Origin of the sequence: Emticicia sp. SJ17W-69, from assembly GCF_051209875.1 — a bacterium.
In the GTDB taxonomy this organism is placed as follows: domain Bacteria; phylum Bacteroidota; class Bacteroidia; order Cytophagales; family Spirosomataceae; genus Emticicia.
The window spans coordinates 4,664,803-4,678,951 of sequence record NZ_JBNTQY010000001.1 but is presented as its reverse complement, the minus strand read 5'-3'; the positions used below and the strand labels follow the sequence as shown (position 1 = coordinate 4,678,951).

The window sequence follows — 14,149 nt, the reverse complement described above, 5'->3', positions numbered from 1 at the left end:
ACAACTTTTATAAGTCTGTTTTCGTCTAAAGCATATCAGAAACAAAATCTTTCAAGCAAAACCCAGATAGATATTCTATGGTAAACGTATCCGATAATTAATTTTTCACTTAACAAATACAAAATAATGAAAAAAATAATCGGAATGCTGGTTTTCCTTTTAGGAACAATCGTTTTCACTGCTTGTTCAACAACCGATTCAACTGTTACGCCATCAACTGCGGTTACAACAATTACACCTAACTCGGACGGTAAAATTACTTTTGCTTCTGTAAATCCAATTTTTATTGCGAGTTGCTCGGGTTCAAGTTGTCACACAGGAAAACAAGGCCCATTATTGGTAAGCAATTACACCGTAGCCAAAGCCAATGGTGCATTAATCGTATCAGAAGTAGTAAGTAAAAAAATGCCTGAAAATGGAAGCCTAACAAGTGCCGAAATAGCCGCAATCAAACAATGGCAAACCGATGGTTTTCTCGAAAAATAATATGAAATTCTAAAGCAAAAAACAATATAAACATGAAAAGAGAAGATTTTTTAAAGAAAGGCTTAGGCTCATTAGGGCTATTTGCTGTCATTCCTGCCCTTAATGCTTGTGCAAAAGACGAAGTAGCGGCAGATGCCACAGCCACAAATACGATCACTTCTGACCCAACTACTACTCCATCAAGTTGTTCGGTCACAAATGCTGAAACAGAAGGGCCATTTCCTACAAAATCACCTGCTACTTTAGCTATTTCAAATATTGTTTCCGACCGAAAAGGAACACCCTTGACAATTAAAGTTTATATCAGAAATGTCAATGCAAGTTGTGCGATTATTCAAGATGCCATTGTTGATATTTGGCATTGCGATGCAGCAGGATTATATTCAGAATACGGTGGCACAGGTATGCAAAGTGCAGATATGACGGCAGTTCACTTTCTGAGAGGTCGTCAAACAACTGATGCTAATGGAATGGCCGCTTGGACAAGTATTTACCCAGGTTGGTATTCGGGAAGAGCCCCACACATTCATGTACACGTGTATAATAGTGCAGGGAAATCATTACTTGTTACTCAAATTGCGTTCCCCGAAGATGTGAGCGAAGTGGTTTATGCACAAGGTGTTTATGCCAGCCACGGACAAGCAGATACTACAAATGCAAGAGATAATGTTTTTAGTGATGGCGTGACCAACGAAATGTCAACCGTTACTGGTAGTGTTTCGGCAGGTTATGTGCTTACACATACTGTTTATGTAAAAGCGTAAGTTTTGAAAATATCAATTATGAGATATGAATTATTTTTAAATCATATCTCATTTTTTAATTTTATGGCAAAAGCACAAATTAAACTCGCATTCAGAATTGTAATTAACAAGGATTCTCAATCTCGTTGGGAAAAATTTGTTTGGGAAAGCACCTATCAAGAGTTTTTGATGCAATCACAATTGTATAATGATGCAGAAAATCCTTCTTTGACTTTCAAACAATTGTTGAGAAAAAACGGAAAAGCCGAGAAATTACACTTCTTGGTAAGTATGGCAGCACATCCTTATCTTTTACAATGGAAAGGCTTGGTTTATCCTATGCCTGACACTTTAGGTAATGATTATCTTCCGTTCAATAATTATAGATTTGACATTATTGACTCAAATATAAAAGATAGAAATGCTCATGAAATTGGCATTACATTTTACTCGCCTTTGTTGACTTTGATTGATATTTGGGATGGGCATTATTTGGTAAGTTCTGATGAAAATATTGCTGAAGGTGTAGAGACACAGATGTTTAAAATGCAACCTCGACTTTCGGTAGTTTATTATAAACCGATTTAATTAATTGATAATGGAAGACTATTTTTTTAAAACTGTCCATTGAAGACTACTGAATAACTAATTTCCCTTCGGACTTTTTGCTTGAAATACCCATCGGTAATTCTTTGATTTCTTTCTTTTTAAAGATTGTATTGAAGCTACGAGTATGTTGCAAACTCACACCATTAACCGAAACGTTACTATTGAAGTTATAATAATAGTTTGGTACGTTGCGGCTATATGCTTTCAATCGCCACGAACCATCTTGGTTGAGCATCCATTCTACTTCGCCACCATAAAAATAATTACTGGCTGTTTGGTCTTGGTTTTGAAGAATGGTATTATTGACACTCACCTTGATATTATTACCAAATTTATAAGAAAAATTGACCTGCATATTGTTCAATAAATTCTGACGAACATTACTAAGATTGCCCAGTTGTACGCCCACTTCAAGATTCGGGTCAATCTTTGATGCAATATTTCCCAATTGATTTGTCAAAATTCCGCTCACATTATCTAGTAAAAGTTGCGAATCAAGGGCATCTTTGAAACTATTATCAGAAAAAAGACGATTGAGAGCAGTAATGCCCACAAAGTTATTATTCAAAAGCTGTTCGTCATCGTGAAGGCGTTGCTCGAAGGCAATTACTTGTGGTTGAAGATTGAGTGGAATTTGTCTTTGGTTAAACTTAATATCAAATTTGGTAGTTGGCTTCATCAATTTGTCGGTAAGCATGATATAAGCAACCACTGGATAAGCACTTCTTAACTCTGCCGCATTTGTTCCTGATACAATCCCATTTAATAATACTTTAGCTGTATAATTCGCATTAATATTAATATCAGCATCATAAGGGTCGCCAGTCCAAAGAATTCTACTACCTTCGGCAATATCAAATTTCCTTAGTTTCGAGATATTCTGCAAGCTAAAGTCATATTTCCCGCTTTTGATTGTATAAGGCCCAGACATGGTAAAACCGCCACGTGTATCATACTCAATACTAATATTTCCGTTACCAACAGCGTTGAGTTGGTCTTGATTGCTACGGTCGAAAATAACGATACATTCGGCATCAGGTGTGATGGTAAAATTAAATGACATCTTCAATCCCCCCGAATTTTTTACTAAAAATTTGTTTTGAACAGTATCTTTTTTTGCTGTTTTGTCAAGTTCTTGATTGTCAAGGGTTTGATTTTTTTTAGTTACAAAAGTGATACCCTGTTCTTCTGTATCAACGGTTGTTTCTCCATCGAGAGGAATGGTTATTTTAGTGCCTTTTTTACTTGTTAAATTGGCTGAAATATTCACATTGTTAAAATCACCCGTAATGTGTAAATCCCCCGTCGTTATACCAACACCATAAAAACTTTCATTGTCTCTAATGCCGGTATTCATGATTTTAAAGCCATCACGACCCTTCATATAAGCATGAATACCCAACATGAAATTACCTCCACCGCCATTAAAAATCCCACCTTCCAATTCAGCTACATTGCCATTTGGAAAAGCATCTCTTACTTTGAAACCTTTCTCGGCAACAAATCCTTCTTCATTGAAATTTATTTTATCTTCAAAATATAAATAAGAATTCAAGGCATTTAATCGCAAAACGCCTTTCTCAAAATCAATGCCGCCACGAATGATCGGGTCTTTTGCTGTGCCTCTGACGGTGAGTGTTCCTGTGGCATAACCGCCCAAGTTTGAAAAAATATCATCCACAAATGACTCGAAAATTTCTAAGTTAGTCTTCTTCAAAGTCGCTTTCAAATTCATCGGATTTACATCATCTTTAGGGTCGTAAGTCCCCGATAAACGGAAGATTTCATTATTGATCCTAATAATATTTCCGTTGATATTGAGTTTTTGTTTGAGGTTGTCCCAGAGTACTTCACTTGCTACCGTACCAATCAAAATATTCTTATAAATCAACTCATCAATATTAAAATCACTTGTAATGACAGCGTCATCATAAATATCTCTCAACATCATTTTTCCATTAACAATCCCTTTTAGGTCAAGGTCTGAAAGTGGCTTTAAGGTCTGCAAATCAAAATCATGAATTTCTATAAGTGATTCTTTGGTAGAATCTTCTGAAAATGAGCCATTGAGTGATATACTTTGATTGAGACTGGAAAGAGCTACATCTTGAAAACAAATATCAGTTTTATGAATGTTAATTAAATTGTTTTTCCCCAACATCCATTGGCTACCGAGTAGGTCAAGTTTAGTGTTTTTAGGGTTGAATGTAATATCGAGTCCTTCTGATAAAAATGTCAACTTCCCAAAAGCCTGTGCTTTATTTTGACTATCCTGTTGTCTGATTCTTCCATCAAACTCAATCACATTCCCTTGTCCCCAAGCACCCGAAACTTCCATTTTTTCAGTGGGAGTCATGTCACCTAATTTTTGTTTTTCAGAATTAAAAATCAAGGAGGTCAAAATCTTAGGCGAAATGGCTTCTTTTGAAGTATTAAAATCTAATTCATTGTTATAAAATGCCAAATTTCCATGTCGAAGCGTGTCGATTTTTCCTGATAAAGAAAGTTCTGCTGTATTTCTGATATTGAGATTTCCACTTAATTCTGTACCATGTGAAATATATAAATCTGGGTAGAAATAAGCAAAAAATGGCTCTGGTTTTTTGAAAGTGACTTTATAGCCTAACTGGTATTTATTGGCTACATCTGCATAGGGTAATTGAGCATAATAATCTAAACGAATTTGCTCTTTGTCGAAGAAATATTGGGTGTATTCTTTTGATAAACGAGTTAAGTCGGAAATTACCCTACTTGGTGTAAATCTGCCTGAAATGTCAATATTGAAAAATTCGGAAAGTAAACTTATATTTCTGGAATTGTTTGATAGCGAGGAGGTTACAAATACTGAGTCAATTCCAAGGAATCGTTTATCATACTGTAAAACGGTACGCAAAAACTTTGCTTCACCAAGCCAATTGTCTAACTCATTTCCTTGAAAATCAAGGTCAATTTCCGAACGGAGTTTTACATCATTTTTGGAATAACCTAAGGGTTTCAAGTTGGCATTTTGAACAATACCATGTATATCAAACTTGTTTAATGCTTTAGCAAAATCAACTTTACCTCCTACGTTAAATGATAAATTGGTATCTTTCACACTCACTCGGCCATCAAAAAGTGATTGGCTCATTCTGCCATCAACAGTGATATTTTTGAAATCATACCCATTGAACCAAATATGCTGGACTTTACCATCAAAGTCTAAAGCAGCATCTTTTATGGTAAATCCCTGTCCTTCTATTTTACCAGAAAACGACAGTTTCTGTAAGAAATCAGACTCATCAACCAATTTTCCTAACTCTAAATTATCAACCATTATTGAGCCTGAGTAGGTCGGTAATGCTTTTCCCATTGGAATCTTTATCTTAATATTCCCCCCCACATTACCCATCGCCGATTTTACAAAAGCATCTGTTGTAAAATCATTGTAAACCCCTTTGAAATTTCCTGCAAAATTGACAACGCCAAATTTGTATACGTGCTGCAAATACAAAGAATCTCCCACGTATTGTCGGGCATCTGAAGCATCAATTTGACTCAGTTTCCAATTAAGAATCATGTCTGCTTTTTCCAAATCAGGTAGGTTTTTGAAAGCAATATCTCCATCAAGATAGCTGTTTTTGCCAAATTTTAGGTTAAACTCTTTCACCCGAAAATTATGGACAGTACCTTCAAAATCACCATTTAGCAAATATTTTTCTTTGTAAGCATACATTTCTGGAGCAAATCTTCCGAGATCCTGAGCATCAATTTCGCAGTCTTTCAAGTCGCCCTTCATTACTACTTTTTCATTGAAATCACCAAAATCTCTTGGACTAAAATACGTAAATCGAACTGAATTTTTGAGCGTTGAATTATTTATTTTGGCATTCAGTTCATTGAGCTGCATGGCCTTTCGAGAATAAAAGAATTTTGTATCTAACTGTTTGATAGCCAAGTCGCTGCGACGGTCAATTCCTTTCATGTTTTTCAATCCAAACGTAATCGTATCGCCTTGAATGAAAAAGTTTTTGATGTTGCCATCAACATTATTAAAGGTAAAGTTATTGTAGTCAAACTCTTCCTTTGGAAAACGTTTTTTATCGGGGTCTTCAAGTGTAAAAGTACCATCTTGGATATAGGCTTCATCAATCGTAAATGGAATATTATGCTCGCCTTTGAGTCGGTTTGTTGTATCTGCCGAGGCTGTAAGTTCATCAATTTTTGCGAGCCATTTATCAATATTTAAATCTCCGTCTGGTTCATAAATCAACTTGACTCGGGGATTTCGAATCATGACATAATCAAGGTTATTATCGAAAGTCAGAATTTTTTCCCAATTAAATGAAAAATTGGTTTTACAATTGACATACAGTTCTTTCACAAAAATCATTTCACGGTCTTTTTGGTCATAAATCGTGATGTTTTCGAGTGTAATTTCATCAAACCACGTCATGCGTGCCTTTTCGATTTTAACTTTTGAACCTAATTTTTTTGATAATAATTCTGTTGCTTTTTGAAGTGAACTGGTCTGAAATTGAGGTAATTGCATGGCATAAAATACCAAACCAAAACCCAAAATAAGAATAAGTATTAAGGTAGAAATCGCTCGTTTGGAATAATAAGCCAATACCAAACAAAGCAATAAGAGGGAGATAAGAATTAATAAAGAATTCGGCACCGGCGTAAACATCAACAAACCACTCATCATAGCAATAACGACAAGAGAAATGAGTGTTAGGGTGAATATTTTTAGTGCCTTTCGCATGATGAAGAACAAGTGATAGACTTGCTGCTTAATTTATTTTATTAGCCACAATTTAGAAAATTGTGTTACAATAGTGTTAATTTTGTACTTTTTAATAATAAAGGGTTAACTTTGAATATTTTAGCAATCGAATCTTCATGCGACGATACGTCAGCGGCCGTAATTTCTAACGGAAAAATAGGCTCCAACATTGTTGCTGGACAACTAATTCACGAACTTTATGGGGGCGTTGTTCCCGAACTTGCCTCCCGTGCTCATCAACAACACATTGTTAGGGTCGTTGAAAAAGCTATAGAAGTTGCGAAGATAACAAAAAAAGAACTAAATGCCATAGCTTTTACTCGTGGGCCTGGGCTTCTTGGCTCATTATTGGTAGGAACATCGTTTGCTAAAGCAATGGCATTGGCTCTACACATTCCTTTGATTGAAGTCAATCACATGCAAGCTCATGTGTTGGCACATTTTATAGATGAACCAAAGCCCGCTTTTCCCTTTCTTTGTTTGACTGTCAGTGGTGGTCATACTCAAATTGTCTTAATCAAAGATTATGATCAAATGGAGGTTTTGGGTGAAACCCAAGATGATGCCGTAGGTGAAGCATTTGATAAAACTGCCAAATTATTAGGTTTACCTTATCCTGGGGGGCCTTTGGTAGATAAATATGCACAATTGGGTAATCCATTGGCATACGAATTTCCTTTGTCAGAAATGCCACAATATAACTTTTCATTTAGCGGAATCAAGACTTCTATCTTGTATTTTTTAAAGAAAAGAGTTGCCGAAAATCCAAACTTTATTGAAGAAAACCTCAACGATATTTGTGCCAGTGTGCAGCACACTTTGGTACGAATGGTACTACAAAAACTACGCCGAGCGGCACGTGACCTGAACATCAAAGAGGTGGCTATTGCAGGAGGAGTTTCTGCAAATTCGGGTTTAAGAAAAACGCTACAAGAGATGGGCGAAAAAGAAAATTGGAACGTTTATATTCCCGCATTTCAATATTGTACCGACAATGCTGGCATGATTGCTATGGCTGCACATTTTAAATATTTAAAAGGCGATTTTTCAAGCCAAGAAGTGAGTCCTTTGCCAAGGATGGAATGGTGATGAAATTTTGGATGAGTGAAGGTAATGTAAAACTTACTTCTGTTTTGCGAAGTTTGTTGCTTCGAGGAGAATAATGAGCATTTAGTGAAAAAAGTATGTTTATTCAACAGTTTTTTGTAAATTTATAATCAAATACACACAAAACTATAATGAAAGAAATAGATATTGAGATAGATAAACTAACAAATTCAATTGAGAATATTATTTCTGGAGAAACATTTAGTACACTTATTTTGCCATTTAAAAAAGGAGAAAAGGGTTTCTCATCAAATAAATGGGTCTTTAATTGGATAAAAGAATTGAGTTATTCAGAAAGAAACGTTTATTAATTAGTTACTGAAGAAAATACAAAAGTCATTCAGGGATTACTTTCTATAGAAGATAAGAATGACCATATTTACATGCACCTAATAGAAAGTTCATTTTTTAATAAAGGACCTGAAAAATTATACGCAGGTGTGGCTGGGAATTTAATTGCTTTTGCATGTAAAAAATCTTTGGAATTGGGTTACGATGGTATCGTATCATTTGTTTCAAAAACTAAATTAATAGACCATTATGAAAAGACTTTAGGAGCTAAACAATTTAGAGGAAATCAAATGTTTATTGATACTCCCGAAGCAATAAAATTAATTAAAAGGTATTTTAAAGATGAAAACAAAGATTGATTTCAAGATCTTGGACTATGTCGATATTGAGTTTGATACACACAAGCCAAGCATAGAAGACCAAAAAGCATTTAGTGATTTTTTAGCAAAAAGAAAAAATGCCAAAGCTAAAATTACCCAGCCGCTTGTTGTAAGAGTCTGATAAGGAGTAAATTATAGAATCGATATGAGCTGAACTCAGCAGTCGCTCACTTCATAGCGAGTGACTATTATTAAAAACTTCTCAAATCCTTAATATAAGCCACGCCACCCAAAAACTCTGTTGCTGAGAATAGAGTAGGAAAAGAAACGCTACTCAAATATTTCTTTTACAGCTATTTTAAAACCCGTTATAACTTCTGAATCTATCATGCCATCTTTTAGCTTTTGAGCTAATTCAAAAGTTTTGTTTTTCAATAGATATTGCTCAACTGTGTGATTATCAGTGTCTATAATCCAATACTCTTTTACCTCATGAAGAGCGTAGTCTGTCATTTTTATACCATAATCACGCTCTTTTGTACTATCAGAAAGGATTTCTATAATAAAATCGGGTGGCGGAAATGCCGACTGTTTTTGCTGAAAATCTTTAGCACGCTCTTTTGTCCAAAAACAAATATCGGGTTCGTAGTCGTTGCGAGTTAGTCGAACCATTACTTTTTCGTAGGCGATTTTACCTAAATCATTATTATAAACGTATGGTAGAAGATGTCTCGAAAGGTTACTTGAAGCCATCCAATGACGACCATACACAGGCGAATGGTAAATTATTTCGCCCATGATGAATTCTGCTTTTTGGTTTTCATCAACATCTGCCCAAAACTCATGTCTTTTCTTCTGCTCTTCATTCCAAGCAGTTTCTAATTCATCTAATATTGCCCGTAAATCAGGGGCGTGCATTAATTCTGAAATAGACATTTCTTTAAAATATTTTTACGAAGTTAATGATTTGTTGAAATTTCATAGCTTTTTCATCAAAAACTCCTCAAATCCTTAATATAAGCCACGCCACCCAAAGCTCGCATTTGACGAACGATTTGTGCCGTACGGCGATTGACATAAGGGCCAGGCTTAGCAACCGACCATTTGATAGGGCTTGGCAAAACAGCCGCTATGCGAGCCGCTTGTTCACGGCTGATATTTTGAGCAGATTTTCCGTAGTATCTTTTAGATGCTTCTTCTACACCAAAAGTCATTTTTCCCATTTCGGCAACATTGAGATAAACTTCCAAAATGCGTTCTTTTCCCCAAATCACTTCTATCAAAAAAGTAAAGTAAACTTCAAAGATTTTTCTGATATAACTCCTTGATTGCCAAAGGAATACATTTTTGGCAACTTGTTGTGAAAGTGTACTTGCTCCACGTAATTTTTTACCTTTTTGGTTACGGTTAAAAGCATTGGCCATTGCTTCAAAATCGAATCCAAAATGTTCGGGGAAAAGTTGGTCTTCGGCAGCAACAACTGCTAAAGGAGCTTCTTTTGAAATATTTTCGTAGGATGTCCAATCGTAATAAATCTCGCTATCTTCGCCATTGATGATAGCTGACATTTTACGAGAAATCATGGTAGAAGTAATCGGAACAGGCACAAACTTATATAAAACAACCAAGCCAATAGAAATAGCCAAAAAATACAAAGTGATTTTGATTAACCAACGTTTGATTTTACTTTTCAAGGCCTCTGATTTCTTTTGAGCAGCAGCAGAAGGTTTAGTGTTTTTTGTTCTGAATGTATTTTTATTGTCACGGGAATCTTTCATAGCCATCGGGTCATAGTTTTTGCAAAAGTCGTAAACTTTTTTTTATCACACAAACCATTATTCATTTACTCTTGCACCTCTTGAAACTCCACAAATTCACTTAATTCTTTAGGTTTTGATTGGGGCAATTGTTTAAACTCAACTTCCCAATTCATCGAAGCTGCCAGTTGTGTCATCATCAATCCTACTTGGCGGTTGGCAACTTTAGGTAAATCGCTTGTGAGTGCTTTGTCTTGCATTACTTTTTTAGCTTCATTCAAGATATTCGTATAATCTTCATGGTTGAATTTATTGAGCCAACCTTGGTTGATGTCATAAAATTTATAATCAGTATCAATCGAAAGTACTTCGGCTTCTGGAAATTCTTCAATTATCAATTTACGAGAAGTTTCATCTCGTTTGACTTTCATTCTACCAAAATCAAATCCTACTGAAACTTTAGCTCTTGAAATAACCAAGGCTTTTTTATTGACATTGAAAAAGCCTAAAAATTCTTTTCGGCTATTATGATCATAGATTTCGGTGAAATAACCTTCTGCTACGACCACTTTAAAGACTTTTTCGATGCGTTCGAGTAGGAGTGTTGATTCTTGGCGAAGTTGGTCTTTGTTATCACGGAGTTTTTTGCCGTACATCCAATTGAAAATCTGCCAAGCGGCAATTCCGCCGATGGCGATTGATACGAGAAAAAGCAAAATATCCATGTTTTTTTATAGTTGAATGAGAGAATGAATAAATTTAGAACAAATTTCTTGAAAAAGTCTTAATTTTAGGCAAATTCATTATTTTGTAAATACAGTAATTTGGAGATTTGTTGATTTGAAAATTTGGAAGTTATTTTTATAATTAGCTGATTATTAGTGAATTAACTACCATTTTCAAATTTTCAAATCTTCAAATCAATAAAATTGTAGTATATTCATTAGACTAAGTAAAATGCTCGTTTCTGAAAATTTGACTTCAAACCCTATAAAAAGTAACTTAATTATTATTGCTGGGCCAACTGCTGTTGGCAAAACCGAACTGTGTGTAAAGCTGGCTAAACTATTAAATACCGAAATTATTTCGTCAGATTCTCGACAATTTTACACAGAATTGAGCATTGGTACGGCTAAACCTACTTCACAAGAAATGGCTGGAGTGGTGCATCATTTCGTTGACTCACACCATATCAATGAGTATTATAGTGCAGGAGATTTTGAAAGAGATGCCATTAAGTTATTAGAAAATGATATTTTTCAAAGAAAGCAAGTGGCAATTATGACAGGCGGCTCGGGGCTTTTCATCAAAGCTATTACCGATGGACTCGACGAAATGCCAGAAGCACCTTTAGCATTGCGTGAAGCATTGATGCAAAGATTAAATAATGGAGAACTTGATGTTTTAGCTCAAGAGTTAAGAGAATTAGATCCAGAATATTGTCAAACTGCCGATTTACAAAATTCACAACGAGTAGTACGGGCATTGGAGGTTTGTTTAAGTACGGGCAAGCCTTTTTCCTCATTTCATAAAAAAGAGCCAGTTAAGCGAAGTTTTAATATCATAAAAATAGGAATCGAACGACCACGAGAAGAATTGTATGAGCGAATCAATCAGCGAATGGACTTGATGTTGAAAAATGGTTTGTTGGAAGAGGTAAAAAGTTTACTCGATTACCGACACCATAATGCTTTGCAAACAGTAGGTTATAAAGAGGTTTTTGATTATTTGAATGGAAGTTATGACTATACCACGATGGTAGATTTACTGAAACGTAATTCAAGAAGATATGCCAAACGACAAATGACTTGGTTTAAAAATCAAGATGCATTTCAATGGTTTCATAGCAATGATTTTGATGGAATAAAAACATATATTTTTTCAAATTTGAAATGAAATGTAGTGTTTTCATACTTTTTTTCTTTGTTTTTCTACAAAGTTCCTTCGGACAAACGTTTGAAGAAATGAGGTATTTGACAGAAGATAACACTATTTATAAGCAATATCGACAGTTTTTTTATAAATATTACTTCCTTCAAAATAAAGATACTTTGTTGGTGAAACTTTATACAAAACCCGAGCATATTGTACCTTATGAAGAAAGTTGGAAACTCGAATCGAAATCAAGATTAACTTTTGAGCAAGATTATACGGCCGTTCATCAATTGGCTTTGACCGTAAAAGTAGGCGATTATTTTGGTAAAGAGTCATTGCTACAATACGATTATTTGAACAAAGAGCGTCGTGGAATTAAACATGAGCAGACGGGTTTGGTAGAAGTTTGTAAAGATGTGACGATTCATTTGCCACGAGAAAATCATTTTTTGATAACCGAACTCAATCCATTTCCTGAAATAAAAGAGCCTTTTGTGAAGGGTAATTTTTGGCAAAGTATGACCACTACGAGCGATATTGGTGGAAGTCAGAAATGGAAAACTTGGCAAGGAAGTGTAGAAGTAAATTCAAATTATCGCATTAGAGATATACAGATAATCAAAACCAATATTGGTTATTTAAAATGCTTTGTTGTTGAAGCAAACGCTCAAAGTGTTATTGGAGAAACCCGCTTGGTTGCCTATTTCAATGAAGAATATGGTTTCGTAAAACTCAATTTTACGAATATTGATGGCAGTTATTTGGTGATGGATATTTATTCGGTTAAGAAGTATTAAATATAATATAACGCAACTTTATTTCTATTACTTAGTTTTTCTCTTACTAATTTTGCCATTTAATAAAATATTAAATGGATTGTCTGGCATATTTATCATTGCCATTGCTTTATTATTATCTTTGAATAAGATTCTCCTAAAGTTTTTCTGTATGTCAACTAACCATTTTTTCTTATGAAAAATAATGAGACTATTCTAACCAGAATGGCTATTTTCTATTGTTTATTATTTGTTAATAGCGTATTTGCTCAGAATATAAAAGAAACAAAAGCTCTGCCCAAACCAGCAACTTCTACTTACAAAACAAAGGCATATACCCAAAAGCAATCACCTCAACAATTTTTGTTAGATCAACAAAAGAACACTCAATTGCAAAAAAGTATCGCAGATGTGGTAGTACCTGATGACCAGATTGTACAAGGTAGCGAATGTGTTGGTATAGACTGTGTCAATAACGAATCTTTTGGCTTTGATACCCAAAGGTATAAAGAAAATAATACTCGAATAAAATTTGAAGATACAAGTACAGGGGTAGGTTTTCCGACCAATGATTGGCAAATAGAAGCCAACGAAAGTGCCAGTGGTGGTACAAATTCATTTTCAATTCTTGATGTTGACGGTTCAAAAACTCCCTTTAAAATTATTGCAGGAGCCCCAACTAATTCATTTTTTTTAAGTTCTGTTGGTAATTTAGGTTTAGGAAATAATAACCCAATTTTAGACATTCACGTGACTACTGGAGATACGCCAGCTATGAGACTTGAGCAAAATTCAAATTTAGGATTTGCTGCTCAAACTTGGGATGTGGCTGGAAATGAGGCTAATTTTTTTGTTAGAGATATAACAAGTGGAAGTAGGTTACCATTTCGTATCAGACCAGGGGCTCCTACAAGTAGTATTGATATTCAAGCTGATGGAAGAATTTGGGTGAAAAATGCCATTGTTCCCGCTTCTGATATTCGCCTCAAACATAATTTTGAACAAATTAATGATGCTTTAGGGGTCATCAAAAAATTAAACCCTTTGAAATATGATTTTCGATATGATGAATTGAAAGAAATGGGTTTGCCAAAAGAACGCCAAATCGGGTTAATAGCTCAAGAAGTTGAAAAGGTTTTGCCTGAACTGGTGTCAGAAATATCAGAGGCAAAAGACAAAACAAAGTATAAAGGTTTGAATTATACAGGCTTGATTCCTATCTTAATAAAAGCCATACAAGAGCAACAAAGCGAGATAGAAACATTAAAAGCAAAAATATCGCACTACGAAGAACTAAACGCACGAATGGAACGTATAGAAGCCCTGCTAAATAAAGAAGAAAAAGAAAGAAAAGCTGAGAAGAAATAAATTAAGGCTTTGGTAAATAGCTTTTAATCAGTTAGTTATGAATTTAATA

General features: G+C 34.8%; 14 protein-coding genes. 10 read left to right on the top strand and 4 right to left on the bottom strand.

The genetic code is table 11. The annotated features are described in order from the left end of the window. Positions 1 to 126: 126 nt before the first annotated feature. The 3 genes from ACQUQZ_RS19130 (at position 127) to ACQUQZ_RS19120 (ending at position 1,817) form a co-directional block, all read left to right on the top strand. The gene (locus ACQUQZ_RS19130) at positions 127 to 486 is read left to right on the top strand and encodes a hypothetical protein (protein WP_435356694.1); all 360 of its coding nucleotides are present in this window, start codon (positions 127 to 129) and stop codon (positions 484 to 486) included. Between the two features lie 32 nt (positions 487 to 518). After that, the gene (locus tag ACQUQZ_RS19125; protein ID WP_435356693.1) at positions 519 to 1,250 is read left to right on the top strand and encodes an intradiol ring-cleavage dioxygenase; all 732 of its coding nucleotides are present in this window, start codon (positions 519 to 521) and stop codon (positions 1,248 to 1,250) included. Positions 1,251 to 1,313: 63 nt separating this feature from the next. After that, positions 1,314 to 1,817: a hypothetical protein gene (locus tag ACQUQZ_RS19120; RefSeq protein ID WP_435356692.1), complete on the top strand. Its 504-nt coding sequence runs from the start codon at positions 1,314 to 1,316 to the stop codon at positions 1,815 to 1,817. Between the two features lie 46 nt (positions 1,818 to 1,863). Here ACQUQZ_RS19120 and ACQUQZ_RS19115 read toward each other — a convergent pair whose 3' ends face one another. Beyond that, positions 1,864 to 6,585 (bottom strand): translocation/assembly module TamB domain-containing protein, encoded by a 4,722-nt coding sequence (locus tag ACQUQZ_RS19115; protein ID WP_435356691.1) that lies wholly within the window; start codon positions 6,583 to 6,585, stop codon positions 1,864 to 1,866. Between the two features lie 111 nt (positions 6,586 to 6,696). On the opposite strand from ACQUQZ_RS19115, the gene tsaD reads away from it, so the two are divergent. From tsaD to ACQUQZ_RS19095, 4 genes are all read left to right on the top strand, one after another. After that, on the top strand, positions 6,697 to 7,695 hold the full coding sequence (gene tsaD, locus ACQUQZ_RS19110; RefSeq protein WP_435356690.1) for a tRNA (adenosine(37)-N6)-threonylcarbamoyltransferase complex transferase subunit TsaD: 999 nt from the start codon (positions 6,697 to 6,699) through the stop codon (positions 7,693 to 7,695). Positions 7,696 to 7,844: 149 nt separating this feature from the next. After that, the gene (locus tag ACQUQZ_RS19105; protein ID WP_435356689.1) at positions 7,845 to 8,024 is read left to right on the top strand and encodes a hypothetical protein; all 180 of its coding nucleotides are present in this window, start codon (positions 7,845 to 7,847) and stop codon (positions 8,022 to 8,024) included. A 72-nt stretch (positions 8,025 to 8,096) separates the two neighbouring features. After that, the gene (locus tag ACQUQZ_RS19100; protein ID WP_435356688.1) at positions 8,097 to 8,363 is read left to right on the top strand and encodes a hypothetical protein; all 267 of its coding nucleotides are present in this window, start codon (positions 8,097 to 8,099) and stop codon (positions 8,361 to 8,363) included. Next, positions 8,347 to 8,505, top strand: a complete 159-nt coding sequence (locus ACQUQZ_RS19095; RefSeq protein ID WP_435356687.1) for a hypothetical protein — start codon at positions 8,347 to 8,349, stop codon at positions 8,503 to 8,505. Before ACQUQZ_RS19100 ends, ACQUQZ_RS19095 begins: the two co-directional genes overlap by 17 nt. Positions 8,506 to 8,654: 149 nt before the next feature. Here ACQUQZ_RS19095 and ACQUQZ_RS19090 read toward each other — a convergent pair whose 3' ends face one another. The 3 genes from ACQUQZ_RS19090 to ACQUQZ_RS19080 are packed head-to-tail and all read right to left on the bottom strand — an operon-like array spanning position 8,655 to position 10,806. Continuing rightward, positions 8,655 to 9,260: a Uma2 family endonuclease gene (locus ACQUQZ_RS19090; protein WP_435356686.1), complete on the bottom strand. Its 606-nt coding sequence runs from the start codon at positions 9,258 to 9,260 to the stop codon at positions 8,655 to 8,657. 56 nt (positions 9,261 to 9,316) lie between these two features. After that, positions 9,317 to 10,108, bottom strand: coding sequence for a monofunctional biosynthetic peptidoglycan transglycosylase (gene mtgA / locus ACQUQZ_RS19085; RefSeq protein WP_435356685.1), 792 nt, complete (start codon positions 10,106 to 10,108; stop codon positions 9,317 to 9,319). A gap of 59 nt (positions 10,109 to 10,167) precedes the next feature. Then, a complete protein-coding gene (locus ACQUQZ_RS19080) occupies positions 10,168 to 10,806 on the bottom strand; it encodes a DUF4230 domain-containing protein (protein ID WP_435356684.1) in 639 nt (212 codons plus the stop codon). A 232-nt stretch (positions 10,807 to 11,038) separates the two neighbouring features. Here ACQUQZ_RS19080 and miaA point away from each other — a divergent pair, with 232 nt between their 5' ends. From miaA to ACQUQZ_RS19065, 3 genes are all read left to right on the top strand, one after another. Beyond that, on the top strand, positions 11,039 to 11,977 hold the full coding sequence (gene miaA, locus ACQUQZ_RS19075; protein WP_435356683.1) for a tRNA (adenosine(37)-N6)-dimethylallyltransferase MiaA: 939 nt from the start codon (positions 11,039 to 11,041) through the stop codon (positions 11,975 to 11,977). A 68-nt stretch (positions 11,978 to 12,045) separates the two neighbouring features. Beyond that, positions 12,046 to 12,753, top strand: a complete 708-nt coding sequence (locus ACQUQZ_RS19070; RefSeq protein ID WP_435356682.1) for a hypothetical protein — start codon at positions 12,046 to 12,048, stop codon at positions 12,751 to 12,753. A gap of 174 nt (positions 12,754 to 12,927) precedes the next feature. Next, positions 12,928 to 14,100 (top strand): tail fiber domain-containing protein, encoded by a 1,173-nt coding sequence (locus ACQUQZ_RS19065; protein WP_435356681.1) that lies wholly within the window; start codon positions 12,928 to 12,930, stop codon positions 14,098 to 14,100. The last annotated feature ends 49 nt before the right edge of the window (positions 14,101 to 14,149 follow it).